Source organism: Lactococcus sp. KTH0-1S (genome assembly GCF_052544945.1).
On the sequence record NZ_CP195165.1, the window covers coordinates 1,942,066 to 1,962,789 of the forward strand.

Here is a 20,724-nt window from a genome sequence, read left to right on the forward strand (position 1 = left end):
TATGAGATTCCTAGTTTATTTTTATCAACTACTTGATGTAGTTGTTGAAGATTCTTTAGTACTACTACTATTAGCATTCTCTGGTGATGACTGAGTTGTTGTTGTGGAGCTCGAGCTGCTTGACGATGTTTCAGGCGTCGTTGTTGATTCAGAAGTTGTTGAACTTGAACTTGGAGCATTATAGACGCTATAAGTGACTACAATTTCTTGAGTTGGATCAACAGATGTTCCTACATTTGGATACACTGAGTAAACATAACCATCAGCTTGTTGATTTGTTGTCGCTTGAGGATCTAGTGTAATATTAGTGAAACCTGCAGCTTTTAAGGCAGCTTGATACTGTGAATAAGTCATATATTGACCGTTCGGTTTATAATCTGGAACTTCAACTTGTTTTCCACTTGAAACTTCAAAGGTAATTTTTTGACTCCCTTTGGTATCAAAACTAGAACCTTTTTTAGGACTTTGTTTAATGATTGTACCTGCTGGGTAAGAATCACTAGGAACGGAGGTTTGAGTGACTTGGCTTTCATCAATACCATAATCCTTAAGTAATGTTGCCATCGCCTCATCGATCTTTTCACCGACAAAGTCCTTCATTTTGATGATATCTTCATTTCCTGTGGAAAGATAAATATCGACTGAACTGTTGGATCTTACGGTTGTCCCTTTATCTGGATCAGTTTTAATAACCTTTCCTTCATCAATCGTTGAACTTTGCTGTTTATGAACTGTCCCCACTTTAAGGTTTGCAGCCTTAATTTTAATTTCAGCTTGACTAAGTGTGGAATTTGTTACATTGGGTACCTTAACATTGGTTGGTGTTGATACAACCCAAGCCAAAGTAGCACCGCCAACAACTAAGAGGAGAATAATCAGACCAATAATCAGACCTTTTTTAGGTTTTTTGGTTTTATTTCCTTTTTCTAAGGATATAGCTTTTTCACCTGTTGATGAATCCTCTTCTTCTTTTTTATCAATCAGAGGTTTAGTATCATATGGATTGATTAAATTAGCAGGCATAATTTTAGTCTCATCATGATCCTTATTGAAAACTAATTTTTCTTCCCCACGACGGTCAAGACTCGTTGAAGTTGCCACATCAGTCATCATTTCTTCTACATCAGTATAGCGATTTTTAATATCTTTTGCTGTAGCTTTAATGACAACATTTTCCAAAGCTTGCGGAACTTCTGGATTGAGATTAATGATGCTTGGAATACTCTCTTGGAAATGTTTTAGAGCAATAGCAACTGCTGAATCTCCATCAAATGGAATTTGACCTGTTAAAAGTTCAAATAAAATAATTCCAATCGCATAAATATCTGATTGAACAGTCGCATTTGAACCACGCGCTTGCTCTGGTGATAAATAATGAACCGAACCAAACATTGTATTTGTTTGAGTAAGTGAAGTTTCAGAGAGTGCTTTCGCAATTCCAAAATCCGTTACTTTTACAGTTCCACTACTGGAAACTAAAACATTTTGTGGTTTTAAATCCCGGTGAATAATACCATGTGAATGGGCCATGTCCATTGCTGATAAAATTTCAGTAATAATTTCAATAGCTTCATCATTGGCTAAAGGTGCATTTTGATTGATGTATTGTTTGAGTGTCATGCCGTCAACAAATTCCATGACAATGTATTGTTGACTTTCAAATTCACCAACATCAGAAATACCTACGATATTTGGATGTGAAAGTTCTGCCATGGCGAATGCTTCTCGCTGAAAACGAGCAATCGCAATGTCATCATTTTCAAAATTTGAACGTAGCACTTTTATTGCAACTAAGCGGTCACCAAGAAAAGTATCTTCACCTTGATAAACGTTCGCCATTCCGCCGCGTCCGATTTCTTTGATAATCCGATAACGATCGGCAAAGATTTTACCGATTTGAATCATCAACTAACCTCCTGCGTTGGTGTTTCGCTTTCTGACGTTTCATCATACTTAATCAAAACGACGGTAATATTATCTAAACCTCCATGTTCATTGGCTAAACGAACTAAAGCTTCAGATTTATTATCTAAAGTTAAATCTTCACGCTCTAAAACTTCCATAATTTCAGTAGTTGAAACCATGTTTGTTAACCCATCGGAGTTCATCAAAATAATGTCTCCAACTTGAAGTTCTAAAACTTGAATATCTGCTTGAACTTCACTAGTTTGCCCAAGTGAACGAGTAATGATATTTTTATTCGGATGAACTTCAGCTTCCTCTTCGGTAATTTGTCCTGCATCTACAAGCTCTTGAACTAAAGAATGGTCTGTAGTTATTTTATTTAATTCACCATCGCGAATTAAATAAGTCCGGCTATCACCTACATGGGCAGAAACGAGCATTCCTGCTTTAATAACTAAAGCTTCAAGGGTCGTTCCCATTCCTTGGTACTCGTCAAGTTTTCCAAGACTGGCAATATTTTCATTTTCATTACGAACTTGATTTTTTAGCCAAATCTCAAGAGTTGCTTCTGGTGTTCCCGCATCAAAAAATGTCTCTGACCAAAGTTTGCCGAGATCTTCTACGGTAAGTTTACTTGCGACATTACCTGCTTTGTGTCCTCCCATGCCATCAGCTAATAAAAAAAGCTGATAACCTGCACGGTTGACATAAGTACCGGCATAGTCTTGATTAGTACTACGTTTTGAACCGATATCTGATAAAATACTGTATTCCACTTTTTCTCCTTAACAAGAATAAAGTTTTATTTTTAGGTCTAAAAATTACTGACAGAATTAAAAAAAATATTTGTCAGCAGTTATTCGCCTATTTTCTTAAATTTCGCGATGAAAAAGCCATCTGTATGATACATTTCTGGAGTAATAAAAATACATCCTTCTTTAATCATATCTGCCTTATCACTAGAAATTTCAACTTGTTCAAAATTAGGATGACTTTCTAGAAATTGACGAACAACGTCAAAGTTCTCTTCATCAAAAATTGTACAAGTACTGTATACCATTATACCACTTTTTTTCAGGCTTTTCGAGGCGCTGTTCAGAATTTCTAGCTGAATTTTTTGTAAATCAACAAAATCCGAACTTTCTTTTCTGTAGCGAATATCTGGTTTGCGTCGAATTAATCCAATACCTGAACATGGAGCGTCCACAAGAATTCGGTCAAATTTATCTGAACCAAATTCTTCAAAAATCATTGTCGCATCGGCTTTTTGAGTAGTAATTTTATCCGCAACATGTTGACGCTCTGCATTTTGATTAATTAAATCAAGTTTATGATCATATAAATCTAGTGCCGTGATATGGCCACTTGTTAAATATTGAGCCATATGAGTACTTTTACCACCAGGAGCTGCACAAGCGTCAAGAACTTCTTCTGCTCCTTCTAAATCAAGTTGAGGGGCAACTAATTGACTTGTTTCATCTTGAATCGTAATTTTGCCAGATTGAAATTCTTCTGTCATTGCAAAATTTCCACTGTCAGCAATTAGAGCACTTTCTGTCAGTAGAGAAGCACGCGTTCCTGCAATTTCTACGGTTGGGTCAATTTTTCGTAAGCTAACGTGGCTTGGCTTTTCAAGACTTTCTAGAATTTCTCCTGTTCTTTTTCCACCAAATTGACGAACCATTTTATCCAATAAAAGTTTGGGCATTGAATATTTTGTTTCCCAATCCTTTGGTTCTTCATTTCGATGTTCAGAACGCATGAAATTGCGTAACACAGCATTGATAAAGTTAGCCGTCGCTTGGCCGTCACGACGTTTAGCGATTTTGACTGCTTCATCTACTGCTGCCGAAGTTGGGACCTTATCCATAAATAAGATTTGATAAACTGTAAGCAATAAGAGCATTTTTGCCCAAGGTTTTGGTTCTTTTTTCAAAAAGGGAGTAATATGCCACTCCAATAAATCCTTTTTAGAAACCACTCCATATACAAGGGCAGTCACAAAAGCTTTATCAATTGTGGATAGTTCAGAATCTCGCAAATTTCGATCCAATGAAATATTGGCATAAGCGTCATTGCCAAAAATGTCATTCAATACATCGAGTGCGGTTTGTCTTGCATTTTTTGTCATAGAGCTATTATGGCATACTGTGTCAATAAATGTCAATAGATACCGCTAAACCTTGTTTTGTGGGATTTATAAAAATTATTGTGCTAATGAATACCTATGAGTTACTTCTAAAACGTAACTAAAAACGTAACTAATTTTTGTCGGGCAAGAGGCTGTATACCTTAGATATACAGTTTTTTTATTTTAATTAACGTAACTAAAAAACTCCTTTCAAGGAGTTTCTACTATTACGTGTAACATTTCATTTATGGTTCTTGCTGGACTCGAACCAGCGCTAACCCCGTTATGAGCGGGGGACTTTAACCAACTAAGCTAAAGAACCGAGTATGATAATCTGTAGCACTTATCTTGGTTATTATATAAGATCTGTGTGGATGGAACCGCAGATTATCAAGTGTGTGTAATTGAATTTTTACTCATCCACTAAAACTATTATACAACTTTTTCACTAAATAAAAAAAGCCACTCCGAAGAGCAGCTTAAAGTTGAGGTGAGCAGGAGTTCTAAACCGCTCGAATTTATTATAGCACAAAAAAACGCCTATAGTAATAGGCGCTTAGGAGTTTTATCTTGAGCATTTTATCAGCAAAAATTCTCAAAGATTGTTTAGGGTAACTTATTATAACTCCCTGATTAGATTTTGTCAATAATTATAGAAGATTATTTTACAACCATAACATTGCATGGTGATTTTTCAACAACATAAGAAGTTGTAGAACCAATCAAAATACGATCTACTAATTTTTTACTATTTGCCCCAATCACAATTAAATCCATTGCATTATCTTCAGCAAATTTAACAATATCTTTCTTTGGATTTCCTATAAAAGTTACCGTTTGAAATGCGACATCTTTAGGAAAATCTTTAGTTAGGTTATTGATAATTTGTTTTGACTCTTCTTCAATCTCATCTAGGCTCATTGCTAAAGCAATTGAGGTTCCTCTTAACCTTGTTTCATCTTTAACATTCAGAATAAATAATTCAGCTTCATTCCTTTTGGCAACTGCAATCGCTTCATGAAGCGCATTCATAGCTTGGTTTGAATCATCAACTGGAACCAGAATTTTCTTGTAAACATCTTTCATCTCAGGCACCTCCTGTAAATGTTATTGTTTTCACAATTTTATTCTATCATTTTTTGAATGCGTTTGCAAACTTTAGAATTAAAAAGCACCCCAGTTAGGAGAGGGACGCTTCGGAATGAATTTATGAAAAAAGTATTTTTGGAATATAAAAATTATATAACTTTCCGTTTTCGTTGTAAAGAAAAACGCCCCGGAGGGCGAAGGTAATCATTTTACCTTTTTTGTCAACGACACTTCTTGCACCAGGATTGATTTCTGATGTTTCCATCGCCCATATCTCTAAAACCAAACTCACTAATAGGTTTTTCTCGTTCACATTTTGGGCAAACTCTCGTAGGTTCGCTACCATTATAACCACTTGATTGAATGGTAGGTCTGCTATTATTTCCAGCCATAACTTTCCTCCTCTCTAATGTTTTTGCGATTTATAATTAAACCACCTCTATTCTATATTTTATAACCCAATATTGTCAATAAAAATTGCATAGAAAAGGGGTACTTAACTATTAAATAAATGCATTCATTTTTTAATAGTTAAGTTAAATTAATATTTTATAAATGAAAAACACCTCACGAGTAAGGTGAAAACAAATTAATCATTTAATTCTTTTAAAAAGTTCTCAAAGGTTACAAAATTAAACATATGTTTTATTTTAGATAAAGCTTTTTTGATTTGACTTTGATGTTTTTTTAAACCTATACCATCTGTCACCCAGATAAACTCCAAGCCTTCATAGTTTTCAAAAGTACTACTTAGTTCTTCACATCTAGCGGCCTCAGAATTTATTTTTGAACCTGACGTATTGAAAAAATTGATTTCTAAACAGTAAGTGATATTATTGACCGTAAAAACATAATCAAAATTTTTGTCACGTTCTAAATTAATGTTAATCACGTTTTTATATGGTACTTCACGTTCAAATTCAATTTTATTTTGAGAAAGTAAATTGGATATTTGAGAACTTGCCCATTTACCTGAGAGATTTTTCTTATCTGCGCTTGTCAATCCTACTTCCAACCCTAGATAATATTCTCGCATATTTCTGTTTTTTTGATGATTGATGAATAAATTATCTCTCAATCCAGAATCCCTCAAAAAGTTTTCTACAGAATCCCTATTTGTATAATCGAATTTTGTAATGTTTGCATCCGCTTCTAAATATACAAATTCCGAACTTCTAGAAGCCAATAGTAACGGTAAAATAGAAAAACTTTCTGGATTTCGTTTATATAATTTTTCAAATTGATTTGTAAATTCGACAATATTACTAGCAAATAAATAATTTAAATCATTTAACATCAAGTCATTATCTTCAAGCCTGTTAACTATTTTCTCCCAATTCACATAGTTATTCAATATATAGCTTGTTGGTTTTAATTGCTTGAAAAATTTTGTTATTTCAAAATTGCGCTCTTGTTCTTTTGTTATTGGATAATTAACAATTATAACTTCCGTAGCAGCATTTGCTCGATTAGTTCCTTTAGAATTGATTGCTCGATTTACTGGTAGCTCATAGATGGAAAAATCTTTATATAAATCTTTAATAAGCTTCGTATTATGATTGGTTAACATGAACTTAACCTTTTTTTGATGGAGTTTATGGACAACATCAGACAAACGTCTATGTTCGTCTTGATTAAATCCTTCTTTAGTATAATCTACAAAACTTTGGTCATATGGGCTATCTATAAAAACAAAATCACCTTCTTGTGCTGCTTCTAAAACATAAGAAAAATCAACACTAGATAATTTTATATTCTTTGTCCTTAGATATAAAGAAATTCTTTTTAAATTTGTTTCAGAAAACACCGTTGTGTTTTCTAACTTGTCCTTTTTACCATAAGGGACATTAAATTTTCCAGAATTATTAACTCTATACAGCCCATTAAATCCTGTTTTATTCAAATATATGAAGCGAACAGCTTTATCAAAATCGGAGAAAACTTCTAAATCTCTTATTTTATAATAAAAATCATGTGGATTATCTGAAGAGTTATGGGTTTCAACTAAATTTTTTAATATTTTTATAAGTTCAGTACAATTACTTTTTATTGTTTGATAGGTTGCCATCAACTCATCATTTAAATCATTTATCGTCCCAGAGTTTGGCAATTCTTTAAATAAAAATGCCCCTCCTCCTACAAATGGTTCATGATAATTATTGTAATGTTTAGGTTTTAAAGCAAAAATTGCATCCAATAATTGAGTTTTCCCCCCTGCCCATTTTACAAAAGGTGTAACTTTTTCATTTTTCATTAAGAAGTGCCTTTCTAGATTCCAATAATTCTTGGAGTTCTATGATCGTTGCTAGAGTTGAGTGATTTTTAATATAAGATTTTGCGCTTCTATACTGTGCCTTTATATTTTGTTCGTTTTTCTTTTCTGAATCCAAGGCTATTTTTTTCCTATATTTTTTATCTGCTTTTTGTTGAGCTGAACCAACATATGACATAATCTATCTCCTTAAATTTCATTATAGCGCGATCACTATAATTTGTCAAAAGTAAACTTTCAAAACAAAAAACACCCGCCGAAGCGGGGGCTAATTCATACTTTTGTTAATTTTTTTACTTGGTCTTTTATTAAATCTCTAGTCTTTCTAAACTCTTCTAAAATTTCTTCATTTGTTCCTTTTGCTCGAGCTGGATCTTGTAAATCCCAATGTTCGTGGTTTACTCCTTTAGGAATCATTGGACATTTATCTAATGCATCTCCACATAGAGTAATAATTAAATCACAACTATTAAAGTAATCTATATCAATAAGTTCAGATTTCTGTTGAGAAATATCAATATCTTCTTCTGCCATAACTTGTACAGCTCTTGGATTTAATCCATGAGTTTCTATACCTGCAGATTTCACTTCCCAATCTTTTAATAATTTATGCCCATATCCTTCCGCAATTTGTGAGCGGCAAGAGTTCCCAGTACAAAGAAAGTAAATTTTTCTCATAATATATTCCCTTACTAAATTTTCTTAATATATTATACCTTAATTTATGATTTACCATAACAAAAAGCCCTGACCGAAGTCAGGGTTAATTTTATTTCCAAGCAACTTCCACTGTTTTTTGATTGATCGCTTGCATGAAACGAACATACCAAGGTGCATCAGTCCGCCAGTCATAATGCTTCATATCCTTTCTTGTTGTATCTTTGTAGATTTGACGAATAATTTTAAGCTGGTCTTCATTAGATAAAGCAACTATTTTATTCCCATCGTAGTAATAAACCGTTCCTTGAGATTTATTTGTTTTTGCATCGATAATTTTATAGGTAAACTTCATAAGGTCATCATCCTCCAATTCTGAATTTGAGTTATTGTTATTTTGTTCTGTAGAATTTCCGCCAGCTAGTTGTTTCCATTGATTAGCATCAATATAAGCCAAGTTTAAATCAAGCTGTCCGTTCCAGTTCATTAAAGTTCCTGATGAACTGTACTGATGAATCGCTGCAGAACTCCAAGCACCATATCCTTTGCCGTCTGACCAAGGTTCTGATTGATAGCCTGTAGGACTTGTAGAAGCATATTGAGCAACCCATAAAGCATTACTACTTGAAATAGTACTCCAATTAAACTGACGAGTAACTTCTGCAGACATGTAAATCATTGGATAAACGCCCGTTTTTTCTTTTACACGATTCAAAAATTGACGAGCACCAACATTTCCCCATGCATTAATTGCCCTAGCTTCAAAGTCTAAGACGAGAATTGCTTTACCAATATAGTCTTTAACAACACTGATAAAGAAGTCTGCCTCCGCAATTGTATTGCCAGTGCTAGCGAAATGATAGAATCCTAGAAGCTTATTTGCTTGAGTGACTTGACCAGCTTGTTCTCGCCAAGTTGGATTAATATATTTTGTTCCCTCAGTAGCTTTAATAAATACAAAGTCAGAAGGAACAATTCCAGCATTCAATTCTGCTTGATAGCTGGAAATGTCATATCCATTCATACTAGTCTCCTATTCTTCAGTAAGTCCTTCTGTTCCATTAATGATTGGTTCTACAAGTGAAGCGAGTTCTTCAGCATTGGTAGAAATATTATCCGCTGTTTTAGATACTGATTGAGCAACTTCAGATGTAGCTTGCGCAACATCTTTAATTGTTTTAGCTGGGTCAGCAGTAAAGTTCTTTTTCAACTGAGCCAAAGAAGCTTCAATTTGTGCTTCAATCTGAGCTGGATTAGTCTTGATTTTAAGATTCTTAGCTTCTTCTGTCACATAATTAATGGCTTCAGATAACTTTTCGGGATTATCTGTATAATTTTTTTGTACCCAGCTTACCGCTTGATTAGCCAGTTTAGCTAATGCATCGATATTTTTCACGTTGCTATGTTTTTTAGCGGCCTGTGAAATGAAGTAAGTCACTATAGAACCAGCTAAGGTTAAGATACCACTAAAGATTGTCATTAAATTTTGATCCATTTTATTTTTCCTCTTTTTCTTTTTTATATTTTTCATAAACACTATGGAGGTAATGATTTCCTCCCATTTCTTCGTATTCATCAAAAATACTTCCAACAATTTGCAAACCATAATCTAAAGTTACTGCTTGCATAAATTCAATTCGTTTAATTTCTTGCCGCATAACTAGCAGTTGCTCTTCTTGTGCCTTATCTCGCTCATCTTGTCTTTTATTAAGCTTGCGATAACCTAGGGCTACAATCCCACTCGCTGAAACGATAGCCGGCCAATAATTAATAATGTCTCTCATAAAATAGAGTGCATCATGAATTAGTACCTCCATAAACCCCAACTTTCTAATTAGCTTTTATTGTTGTTAAAGCCTTAGATTGACTGATTGAATCATTGACCAAATTAACCAAATCTTGAGCTGCTTCTGCCGAACTGTGGAATGTTGTAGGGTCATTAATCATGAAACTTGCATTCATTGTCCCGTTATTGAACGTTGTGAGGGTGAAATTACCAACGTTCTTATCGCCAACAAAGATGTCAGTTGTTGTATTTGTTGTATTTACTTTTTCCATTTTTTCTCCTTTTATCCGATTGGGAATGGTGCCAAAACATTAACTAAGTTTGAAGTTGCTGATACAGCTGCTTTACATTGAACGTATAAACCTCCTGCAGAGTTGACTAAGAATCCCCAAACAGATGCATTACCAAAAGCAACAGTTACACGGTCAGTCTTGGGAATAGCTGAGCTTCCTGTAGGCAAAGTTGCAATTCTGTACCATTGGTTGGCTGACATTGCTGGAACCCCAAGCCCTGAAACAGAGAAATAAGCGACCGCATTTTGCACAGAAAATTGAATTGAACCGCCACTAAAGCCATTTGTTGGAGACAAGGTTGTCCAAGGAACATCAGTTGATAACTTTGTGCCTTGAGGTGTAAGGCGTGCAAATTCATTTGTAATGTTGTTTTGCATAAACAAACCTTGGAAATTAACACCGGCACTTGTATATTCGCCTGTATCACTATTCTGATACGTCATGCCCAAGCCCGAATCAGATTTAAGTGCAATTGTATGTATCTCATTGTGTGAAGTATCCATTTTATAAATCAGAAGATGATCATCTTTGATTTCTGTCTGGATTTGAACTGGCCCATCGATTATGGTGCTGACAAATTCACCATCAGTTATGGTTAAATTTTTTGCATCAATTAAGTCAGCAGTTATCGAATTAGCTTCAAAATTATTCGCACTTAAATAGTTAATCATCCAGTGAGTGCCATTGTAGTAGTACTCAGTATTTGTCTTAATCACTGTTCCGTCACTCGCTGTAAGGTCTGCGGTGCCTGAATATTTCCAAGTCAAGCCTTTAAAGCGTGTTGTTGGCTCAGTATCGGAAACGATTTTACCGGGATTACCATTACTTCCAGCAGGGCCAGTTGGGCCTTGGGGTCCAGTATTCCCCTGAGGACCTTGCGGCCCTGTTGCTCCATCGCTTCCCATTTTAGCGACTGAATACCCTGTTTCGCTGGTATTATCCGTATAAGCCCAAACAGTCTTAGTCCACAGATAACTACCTGCTTCAACTGTCGGAACTGTGGCAGTCCAACCGCTAGTCGGTGCCGTTGTTCCACTTGTTGAGCCTGCATAAGTAATGGTCGTAGTCAGAATACCAACACCATCTTTACCAGCAATTCCATCATTACCGTTATTCCCGTCTTTAGAAATATAAGTTACTGAGTAACCTGTTTCAGATGAGTTGTCCGTGTATGTCCAGACTGTTTTCGTCCAGAGATATAGCCCCTTTACAAGACTTGGAACCGAACTTGTCCAACCAGTAGTCGGCGCTATCGTTCCGCTTATTGAAATAGCGTAGGTGATAACAGTGGTTTTTATTCCAACACCGTCATTCCCCTTAAATACAGTCCAAGGCGCATATTTAGTAGGGTCTGTGGATGCTGTAGTTGTGAAATCTGAATACTGACCAATGTAGCTTGGCCAGTCAGCAGTTGTGACTTCACTAGCTGAGGGCATGTGTGGAGTGGCAGTTGAACCAAACTCGACTTTTAAATTTGTAATTGTGACTTTTGTTCCAGCAGGTAAGCCTGATGTTAGGATTCCATACGAACTTTGACCCACATTTGTTAAAGTAACTGTCTCTTTATGAGTACCACTTAGATTAGTATTACTAACACTTTGATTTGTACCTCCTAAACCATAAGTAGGTCTAATCATACCTGACCAAGTTCCTGATGAGTTTGTAATCGCATAACTATACGTAATAGTAAGCGGTTTATTTAATATATCAGCTATAATTCCATCTAATGGGTAGTTATTAGATGAGTTATTATTTGCCGTCCCAGTAGAAGTGTAAGATTGTGATTTTGTGTTTTTCAACAAATTCAAATTCGGATAAACGGTCGTGAAACCGTCAGTGCCTGTTATATTATTAGCCCAAGCTACGTGAGTGTATGATGTTTTACCATCAGCACCGCCCTTTCCGTCATTAACATTAGTGATAGTCACCGACTGACTTGCGACTACTTTGCCCGCAACTGTCGCTTTAAAGCTGTAAACTGCTTTATCCCCAACTCCGCTTGCATCAACTGTGATAGTTTGAGTTGGAGCGACAACCGTTCCGTCTTTCGACCATTCGTAACTGTCTGCTGTTGTTTCAGTCGTTGCAGAACCCTTAAAAATATGAGCAGATAAGGTTGTTGAACCAGTGCCATTTTTGAACTGTGTGCCATTAGTTGTGTCGATACTACCAATATATGGAGTAGCTGCATCGACCAACTGATTAACTATGGCTTGGATGTCTGTGGATACTTCGCTATTTAGCTTCTTATAATTTGAAAAAATAAGTTTATTATTTTCAGGATGGGTTTCAGATACTATTTTTTCTGAAACCCTAGCAGATAATAACAGTCCTACATTCCCATCAATGTCAATATAATTATTATCTTGTATGATGACTGTATCGCCTTTTGCAAGTGGGGGGCCATCTCCAATTTCTGCATTTACTAGTTTTGATGATGGAGTCACAGTATAAGTAACTTGATGATAAGCATACTGCTTAAATTGGCGTACCGCATAAGCCCACATATCATTTACATTCTTATACTCAGTAGTAAAATCTATTCGTGTCCAAATATCATCTTTATCTTTTGATAATTGAGCTGGGTATATTTTGGCAGATAGTGGTGCATACGCTGTATTATCTCCTGCTCTTTTATAAAATTCTTCCACTCCGTCATCATTTATATAACTGAATGAAGCACTTTTCCAACTTAAATTGTCTGCCCCGGTTACAGTTGTTGCGTTTAAAAAGCCTTCTGTACTAACATCGCGTTCTACTGCTTGAATGTTTTCACCAAATATTAGACGAACATCATCTCTTTTTTTGCCTACACCTTGTATGTTCAACCCATCATTTTCTTTGAAAATATTGAGCGTAACAGAATCGAGAGAACTATCATTATTAAGCTTAGTAATAAATTCAAACTCTGCATCAAAGTTTCCAATAACAGAAATTAGACGAGCTAATTTTGTTTCTTGTCCATCATAGCTAATGGTTCGTGCCAAATTAGAAACTTCATTAATCCCAATTGTAATCTGAGTGTTTGATATCAACCCCATTTGGTCAAAATACCACTGGATACTATGGCTCGATGTATTAACCAGAGGGTTAGATTGCTCGCTCATTAGTTCTCTATCAAGAGAGACACAAAAGAATGAAATCTCTTCACTTGTTTCGTGGATTGCTTGTTCAGAAGCAGGGGTCATCAAATAATCATTACCATCAATTCGGAAACTAAAATACGACTGACCATTTAGGAATCGAGCATAGGATTGAAGTTTGTTATTGATAACTTTCTTTACTGTAAATTTGAAAGTAGCAGCACCTTGGTCACGATATTCATGAAATTCATCATCATAATAATTTGGAAGTCCAGGAACATCATTACTCAAAAATGCGACTTTTTGTAAATTTACATCTAAAACATTAATTAACATTATAAATAGTTCTCCTCCCAGCTATATTCAATTTCAAGTGGAACACTAACAAAATTTGAAGGCACAGTAACGATGGTTGTTTCTCCCGGTGGAATCATAAGAAAGTTAGAACCATTGACCATCTCTGTCAATGAAGGAATACCATTAACAAGAATACTTCCTTCCCCCATATCTATTCTTATTTCTGAATTTGCCGCATAGCGGTTTGGAATATTATGCCAAACATCTACATTATCTTTTCGATAAGACATATTTCTAATTGCTAAATTGGTCATGAATTTATTGGAATTTGTATATTGTCCGATGTACAAATAAACTTTGGCAATTTCTGTATTTTCTAATTCTGGAACATAAGCAGGAATTCTCGAACCTTTCCAAAAGAATCCAAGATTCGCCCCACTTTTACGAAAGTCAGTATGCCCAGTTTTTTGGTTGAATTGAGTATTGTTATATGAACCGGAACCACTCCCTTCTCCGTTATTGGCTGCAAAGTCACGACTAATAACTTCGTGAGGATTGTTTCCGCCTACCCAGCCTTTCATAACAGCGATATTACCTGATTTATCTGGTTTAATAATTCCATAGCCAGCCACCAATTTATCATTAATATCTGTGAACAGAACTTGTAGAACCCCAGTCTGGCCAAAGGCAGTTGCCCAAGCAAATAAATTAAAGTAAGAGTAAAAGTTAACCGCTCCTACATGACCGTTTGAATCTGCAGGTAAAGTCATCACTTTCATACCACCGGCAATAATTTGATTAGAGGTTGCAGTTCCTGCATCTTTTAATCTAAGCCCATCGTTTTGAAACTCAATTTTACCGTTAGTTGCGAGTAAGTTACTTTGAGGATTGACAGTTCCAGGAGCAACATCTTTAAAAGCTGAAAATGTTGTATCATCCTTGCTATCATAAAGATACTCACTTTCAGGTTTTATAACTCCATCTGCTTCTTCGATATTTCCCATTTCAAAAACTCCAGTTGGTGCTACAATACCAATATATCCAATTTCTTGAACGTTTTTTACCTTAAAACGTAACCAAGCCGGAAGCGTACCTTTATTTTTAATAACCGCTGTTACTGATCCATCAACTGTGCTAGGAGTAATTATTCCATTTGCTCCACCAGAGTTAGATAAATTAAGGACATTTGTAAAACTTGAAACTGCGTGGCCAGAAGGAACTAAAAAGGTTAGTGTTCCTTTATTTGATTCTGGCTCATAGGATTGTTCTCCGTCTGGCAATGCATACCAGACTTTATTTGGTTCATCTTCAAATACTAAGCCTAAGGTATCTTCTGAATTGATATAACTTGCTAACTTTTGCTTGTTTGCATTTATCTCACTAAAAAATGTTCCTTTTATCAAATAATCAAAAGAGATATTTCTTGGCCCACGAGATGATGTGATGACATCAACTCCTTCTTTTTTAGCTTGCGTATTATTAGTCCAGCCTGAGCCGATGTCACGTTTTATGTTAGTTACACTTTCGAATAAATCTGAAAGAATGTTATCTCCATAAGTAACTTTAATAACTTTGCTCATTAGTTCCTCCTTCCGTTTACGATATTATCGATTGATTGGTTAATATACTGTTGCTTTGTAATCGACGGTGTTAGCGCTCTTGCAGCCTCATCTTTGTCAAATACTGCATTGATTGGGCGATTTGCTAAAGATTGAATTGCTTTGATTAATGACTCGTTATTACTCCCTGACATTAATTTAAGTAACTCAATGATGACATTAAGCTGGCTACTATTATCAACAACTGGAGCGCTAACAACTAACTGTTGTTGAACTGCTCGCATATCTCTAAATATCTTCGCATCAGCCGGAATTCCTCCAGTCCCATCGGAATATTTAGGGATAAGTTGTGCTGTTTTGCTAGCTTTTAAAATTTTTGTTCCTTTAGGCAGTGGCATTGTCACATCTCGACCTTCTGGAATAAAACTTACTCCATTAGGAAGGCTGATTAATTCCTTATAAGTCGGTCCTTTTTGGTCATTAACCATAGCAAGTCCGCCCGGATGGTATGGTGTACCTTGAGCGTTGTTTGTTTTATTTATGATTAAATCAATTGTTTTTGAAGTCGGAATATCACCTAAGAATCCACTCAATGTTTTTCTTGCTCCACTGTCATTGGCATTTAAATCGACAGTTTTCCCAAGGAAATTATTTTGTATCCATGAATTAGCTGAATTAACACCACTTGCCGTTTGGTTGCTTGCTAATAATTTTTTTGCATCTGCAGGCAAATTATTCCATTGCAGAATTGCATTAGTAGCCCCTTCTTTTTTAGCTAATACATCAAAGTTATTAGCGAGCATTTTCTTAACATTCTCAGGCATGGCATCCCATGCTTTTAACGCACTTGCAGCCGCTCCTTTTTTGTTTTGAAAATCTGCATCATTACCAAGAAGTTTTTTAACATTTTCTGGCATAGAGTTCCATGAGTTTAATGCTCCGGTAGCATTTCCTTTTTTACTCAAAAAGTCAGTATCATCACCTAATAATTTTTTAGTTTGAGCAGGAAGTGTATTCCAACCAGTTAAAGCTTGTTGGGCAGTTTCTTTATTTTGTAAGAAATCTTTATTATCACCAAGGATTTTCTTAACAGAATCTGGCATTTCATTCCAAATTTTCATGTTTTGTCTACTATCAGCAATAGCAAGCAATCCTTGTTGATTGTTGACAACCAAATTCTTTTGTTCAGGAGAAAGCTGGTCCCATTGCCCACTAGCAATTAAAGCTTCTGCGACTGTAAATCTGGCATTCGTTGTTAAATTAGCGTTCTTCAAGATGAACTGCATATTATCCCAACCTTCTTTAGATTTAACAGCTTCTGCTATAACTTCAGGAGCATTTGTTTTGATTTCCCCAGTTTTAGGGTCAAAAATAATACTATTCCATGCATCATTGGCTTTTTTGGCGTCATCCGACATACCAGTAGTATATTTGGCTAAGAGTTTGCCATTATCGCCTAACTTCTTGCTTGCATCTCCAGCTTTAGCCAAAGCCTCATCGAATGATTCACCATATAGGCCCATTTCTGCTTCAGCATTTTCACGCCATTCTTTATACCCTGCTTCACCTAATTTAAGATTCCCTCTGATTACATCCTCAGCTTTAGCGACAGCTACTCCATATTTGCTTAGTTTGTCAACACGTTCTTGTTCTGCAGCAGCCATATTTTCGTTATAGGTATCTTGAGTGATAATATGACCATCAAGCAATTTTTTTTGGTCTGCGGCTTGTTGGTCATATTCTTTATTTGCTTGTTCTCTCATCCCTCGCATGTCATTGATAACTTGTTGAGCTTGAGATTTAGACATATTATTGAACTCGCCATTGAGAGCCTTCATTAAAGTATTCTTTTTATCACCCGTTATTTTAAGTGCATCAGCTTCTGATTCGAAAATAACTTTCATGTTAGAACTTACACGAGCTTGCTCATCAACTGTCAATGCTCTATTTTTTTCGTCACGTTTATTGGCATTGATGTAAACTTGTGAAATATCATTTGCAGCAGCTTCTACAACAGACTTAGCGCTTTCACCTCTTTTTTTCATTTCAGCAATTTGGTCAGCGGTATAACCCGTTCGTTTCATTGCATCTTCAAGTTCTTTAGTTGATTTGTCAATATCACCTTTTGTTCCTTCGGAAAGTGAATTGATAGCATCTTTAACTTTTTGAGCTGAATTTTGGCTTCCGGTACCGAACTCTTCCATTGCTACCTTGGCTTTGTCAATCCTATCCCTAAAATCATCTATTTTATCAACAGTTTCTTTTGGAACTTCAACTTGGCCAAAGAACTTAACTCTATCTTTTGCTTCATCTACAGCTTTGCTTACGCCGATAATTAGCCCAGCTAGACCAGCTACGCCTAATGCACCCACAGCCACTGGACTTAAACCAGCTAATATTGGATAGATTCCAGCTAAGGAAGCAGATAGTCCACCACCTCCAGCTATCGCAGCAGTTGCACCTCCTGCTTCTGTAGCAATTCCTCTAAGTGCGAGTTCGCCTGCTCCTTTTGCTCCGATTCTTGCCAAACCTCCAGTAACTCCCGAAATAATACTTGTCAATCCACTCAAAGCTTTCGCTGTTGGAGCAACTGCGGCCGCTGCTATTGCCATTTTAATGATGAATTGTTGAGTTTCTGGGCTTAGTTTTGAAAATGAGCCTGCCAAATTATCTATTTCTTTAACAACTGGAATGATTGAAGGTAAGAGTTTTTGACCTAAATCAATGGATAACACTTCCAAAGTCGCTTTAGCTTTATTAAAAGCATTCTTATCAGAATTGTTCATTTGGTCTGCGAGCTTTTTAGTATAACCAGTTGCATTTTGAGTTTCTTTGGTTAAGTTGCGTAATGCATCTCCGCCTTGGTTAATCAGCACGTTCATACCTGTTTGAGCTTCTACACCAAACGCTTTAGCAACTAATGAACTTTTTTCTGCATCTGTCATACCTTCGGTATGTTTTTTGATGGTATCGAGCATATCAGGTAAACCGATATTTCCTTTTTTCCACTCATTGATATTAATGCCAAGTTCTTCAAAAGCTGCCGAAGATTGTTTAGTAGGTTTTAACAAGCGAGATAGAGCACCACGAAGTGATGTACCAGCTTTTTCTCCTTCGATACCATTATTTGAAAGTAATCCTACTGCGGCAGCAGTTTGTTCAACATTCATACCTAAAGAATGAGCAACGGGTCCGACATATTCCATTGCTATTCCCATGTCTTCAAAACCTGCGGATGTTTTATTGGCTACAAATGTCAAACTATCCGTTACACGTTGGGTATTTTTCATCATGGATGCTGTATCTTCAGTCTTTAAACCAAACTGTTCAAGAATAGCAGTTGATGCAGACATTACTGTTCCGAAATCTTCCCCTGAGGCTCTTGAGGCATCTAATACCGCAGGCATAGCCCCAACGGTTTGATTAAAATCATAACCTCGCTTAATCATTTCTTCCATACCATCATTGATAGATGTGGTATCGATACCGTATTGTCTAGCCCATTGTTTAGATTTATCTGATAAAGTATCCATTTGCTTAGAAAGAACACTTGCTGGTGTTCCATCTGATAATAAAGCTTGGATTTCAGTCATCTTACCATTGAAATTAGTTGCTGCTTGAATTCCTTTTGCGAAAACTGCAGTGACTGCTACTGAAGCAGGAGTAGAAACAGAAGCGATCGAATTTAATCCACCACTTACTTTTTGAAATCCTGTCGATAGCTTAGGTAACAGAGATGTTTGTTTATACTGTTCCTCTGCTGCTAACTTTAACTGTGCTTTAAATTGAGCCATCTGAGCACTTGCTCTTGAAATATCAGCCGCATATTTTTGAGTGCTAGAGCTTGCTTTCCCATCAACAAGTGAACCGTCATAAGATTTTTTGAGTAAATCTAATTGTCTTTTTTGTGTCTCAATGGATTTTGTTAGAACTTCCATTGGACTTTTAACTCCGTCAACACCTTTCCCAAATGTTGAAAATGATGTTTGAGAAGTTTTTAAATCATTTTTTAAGGCGGATAATTGCTTACTAACCCCGGTAACACCCTTTGCAAAGCTGGAATCATCAAAGCCCATTTCAATTATCATTTTCCCTAAAGGTGTATCTGCCATTGCTTTCTCCTTGAACTTTTTATCGTTAATTCAAGGATAAACAAAAAACGCCCTTAAAAAGTAGCGTTTTTTAATTAATGTATATAAGAAAGTGTTAAACAAGGTTTTCTATTTACTGATCGGCTAATGTATATTCTGGAGTAATAACTGTTTTATCAAATGTTTTATCTGTTGTAAAATCAAAGAGAACCTTTGAACCAGATTTCCAGTTTTGAGCAGAAATGTAAGCATCTCCAACTGTAACACCGTTTGAATCGACAAGATTTACTTGTCCACTAAAACTAGATATATCGGAACCTGTGGTATTTTCTACAGTAGCTTCATATTTTTTATAAGTATCATCATATTCCTGAGCTTTATAACTAAATACTATTCCATTTACTAATGCAGTTATTTTTTCCTTTACTTCATCATTTTTAACTGCTTTTTGTCCATCTTTTTCTAAGTCAGAAAGATAAGACTTATATTTCGCGTCAACTTTTAAATGATAATTATTTTTAAAATCTACTAGTAATTTTGTTCTAGAATTATAAGCATCACTCCATTTTTTCATTCCCTCTAATGTATTTATTGAATTAATTGATTTTTTTGAATCATCTAAAACATTGAGATACTGTAAAACTAGAGCGTGCAACTTTGAGTCTTTAAATTTTTTATCTTTGTATGAACTTATAGCATCCAACTCATCTTTTATGAATTTATTATAATATTCCTTAGTTTGTGAGTTGCTGGGATCTTTTATCTTATCTAATTCATCTGCATCTTTCCACCTATTTTCGAGTCCGCGAGCAAGATCTGATATAAATGCTTTATCTGCATATTCAGTTTTATTGCTTGAAGTATTACCACATGCTGACAAAGTCAATAACAAAATACCAAAGCTAAATAAAAAAATTGATAGTCTTTTCATAATTTTCTCCTTATTTTTATAATTCATTATACTCTTTTAAAATAAAATATTGCAAGCGTTACCTAAAATAAAACTAAAAAAACAGCTCATAAGAGCTATTTTTATTTTAATGACTGCCCAAATTCCCAAAGCGATAACACTTTTTCTTGTTCAGGCTCATCTACGCTACCATCTTTTGATATAATTTTTGCACCAACCACAGAAACAACTGTAGAAAAATCATTACTAAGGATATCTGCTAAAGTATATGAACCAGTCGATACTAGCGTTTTTACAAAGTCTAGAAATTCAGAACGAGCTTCTGAGACTGTCATTGTTCCTTTTTTTCGTCACCCGTAACTTCTTTTGAACCAGTAATCGTTTCAAAAACATCTTTAATGAAATTTTGCAATCCCCAAGCAGGTACACTTGCCAAAATTGATTCTTCCGTTACTTTTGAACTATCGAATAAACCAGCAATGAAATTAATACGTTTTTTATAAACGTCTGAAATAGACATCTTATCAACGTTTTTTTCAATTTCAACTGCCATATCCCAATAATCAAGAAGTTTTTGACCGCTAACATGTTCTTGAGTAACAGTAAACTCACCATCTTTATCACGAAGAGTAATTGACAACTTAGTCATTT

At 35.5% G+C, this 20,724-nt stretch carries 18 protein-coding genes and 1 tRNA gene; all 19 read right to left on the reverse strand.

The genetic code is table 11. From position 1 onward, the window contains the following. Positions 1-24 precede the first annotated feature (24 nt). The 19 genes from pknB to gpG all read right to left on the reverse strand — a co-directional run bounded on the left by pknB (position 25) and on the right by gpG (position 20,722). Positions 25-1,905 carry a Stk1 family PASTA domain-containing Ser/Thr kinase gene (gene pknB, locus ACRYLU_RS09360; protein WP_278227670.1) on the reverse strand — a complete coding sequence of 627 codons (1,881 nt, stop codon included), beginning with the start codon at positions 1,903-1,905 and terminating at the stop codon, positions 25-27. Continuing rightward, a complete protein-coding gene (locus ACRYLU_RS09365; RefSeq protein ID WP_038602007.1) occupies positions 1,905-2,681 on the reverse strand; it encodes a Stp1/IreP family PP2C-type Ser/Thr phosphatase in 777 nt (258 codons plus the stop codon). The genes pknB and ACRYLU_RS09365 overlap by 1 nt, the downstream gene beginning before the upstream one ends. A gap of 80 nt (positions 2,682-2,761) precedes the next feature. Further along, positions 2,762-4,036, reverse strand: a complete 1,275-nt coding sequence (gene rsmB, locus ACRYLU_RS09370; protein WP_445080904.1) for a 16S rRNA (cytosine(967)-C(5))-methyltransferase RsmB — start codon at positions 4,034-4,036, stop codon at positions 2,762-2,764. Positions 4,037-4,284: 248 nt separating this feature from the next. Next, positions 4,285-4,358 (reverse strand) — tRNA-Ile (locus tag ACRYLU_RS09375). 338 nt (positions 4,359-4,696) lie between these two features. Further along, positions 4,697-5,122, reverse strand: a complete 426-nt coding sequence (locus tag ACRYLU_RS09380; protein ID WP_017864806.1) for a universal stress protein — start codon at positions 5,120-5,122, stop codon at positions 4,697-4,699. Between the two features lie 121 nt (positions 5,123-5,243). Then, on the reverse strand, positions 5,244-5,471 hold the full coding sequence (locus ACRYLU_RS09385; RefSeq protein ID WP_445081391.1) for a hypothetical protein: 228 nt from the start codon (positions 5,469-5,471) through the stop codon (positions 5,244-5,246). Positions 5,472-5,714: 243 nt separating this feature from the next. Next, positions 5,715-7,379, reverse strand: coding sequence for a DpnII family type II restriction endonuclease (locus ACRYLU_RS09390; RefSeq protein ID WP_270331528.1), 1,665 nt, complete (start codon positions 7,377-7,379; stop codon positions 5,715-5,717). Further along, positions 7,369-7,575 carry a hypothetical protein gene (locus ACRYLU_RS09395; RefSeq protein ID WP_270331527.1) on the reverse strand — a complete coding sequence of 69 codons (207 nt, stop codon included), beginning with the start codon at positions 7,573-7,575 and terminating at the stop codon, positions 7,369-7,371. The genes ACRYLU_RS09390 and ACRYLU_RS09395 overlap by 11 nt, the downstream gene beginning before the upstream one ends. A 95-nt stretch (positions 7,576-7,670) precedes the next feature. Continuing rightward, positions 7,671-8,075, reverse strand: coding sequence for an arsenate reductase (thioredoxin) (arsC, locus tag ACRYLU_RS09400; protein WP_064974053.1), 405 nt, complete (start codon positions 8,073-8,075; stop codon positions 7,671-7,673). Positions 8,076-8,166: 91 nt separating this feature from the next. Next, a complete protein-coding gene (locus tag ACRYLU_RS09405) occupies positions 8,167-9,078 on the reverse strand; it encodes a GH25 family lysozyme (RefSeq protein ID WP_445080905.1) in 912 nt (303 codons plus the stop codon). A 9-nt stretch (positions 9,079-9,087) separates the two neighbouring features. Beyond that, positions 9,088-9,549 carry a phage holin gene (locus ACRYLU_RS09410; protein WP_118263437.1) on the reverse strand — a complete coding sequence of 154 codons (462 nt, stop codon included), beginning with the start codon at positions 9,547-9,549 and terminating at the stop codon, positions 9,088-9,090. 1 nt (position 9,550) lies between these two features. Beyond that, on the reverse strand, positions 9,551-9,871 hold the full coding sequence (locus ACRYLU_RS09415; RefSeq protein ID WP_118263436.1) for a hypothetical protein: 321 nt from the start codon (positions 9,869-9,871) through the stop codon (positions 9,551-9,553). A 13-nt stretch (positions 9,872-9,884) separates the two neighbouring features. After that, positions 9,885-10,112 (reverse strand): hypothetical protein, encoded by a 228-nt coding sequence (locus tag ACRYLU_RS09420; protein WP_118263435.1) that lies wholly within the window; start codon positions 10,110-10,112, stop codon positions 9,885-9,887. An 11-nt stretch (positions 10,113-10,123) separates the two neighbouring features. After that, positions 10,124-13,552, reverse strand: coding sequence for a phage tail protein (locus tag ACRYLU_RS09425; RefSeq protein WP_445080906.1), 3,429 nt, complete (start codon positions 13,550-13,552; stop codon positions 10,124-10,126). Further along, positions 13,552-15,093, reverse strand: coding sequence for a distal tail protein Dit (locus tag ACRYLU_RS09430; RefSeq protein WP_445080907.1), 1,542 nt, complete (start codon positions 15,091-15,093; stop codon positions 13,552-13,554). Before ACRYLU_RS09430 ends, ACRYLU_RS09425 begins: the two co-directional genes overlap by 1 nt. Then, positions 15,093-19,184, reverse strand: a complete 4,092-nt coding sequence (locus ACRYLU_RS09435) for a phage tail tape measure protein (protein ID WP_445080908.1) — start codon at positions 19,182-19,184, stop codon at positions 15,093-15,095. The genes ACRYLU_RS09430 and ACRYLU_RS09435 overlap by 1 nt, the downstream gene beginning before the upstream one ends. Before the next feature lie 112 nt (positions 19,185-19,296). Then, a complete protein-coding gene (locus ACRYLU_RS09440; protein WP_098403449.1) occupies positions 19,297-20,094 on the reverse strand; it encodes an FxLYD domain-containing protein in 798 nt (265 codons plus the stop codon). Between the two features lie 101 nt (positions 20,095-20,195). After that, on the reverse strand, positions 20,196-20,408 hold the full coding sequence (locus ACRYLU_RS09445) for a hypothetical protein (RefSeq protein ID WP_098403450.1): 213 nt from the start codon (positions 20,406-20,408) through the stop codon (positions 20,196-20,198). After that, complete coding sequence (gpG, locus tag ACRYLU_RS09450) at positions 20,405-20,722, reverse strand: phage tail assembly chaperone G (RefSeq protein WP_023189088.1); 318 nt, start codon at positions 20,720-20,722, stop codon at positions 20,405-20,407. The genes ACRYLU_RS09445 and gpG overlap by 4 nt, the downstream gene beginning before the upstream one ends. Positions 20,723-20,724 lie beyond the last annotated feature (2 nt).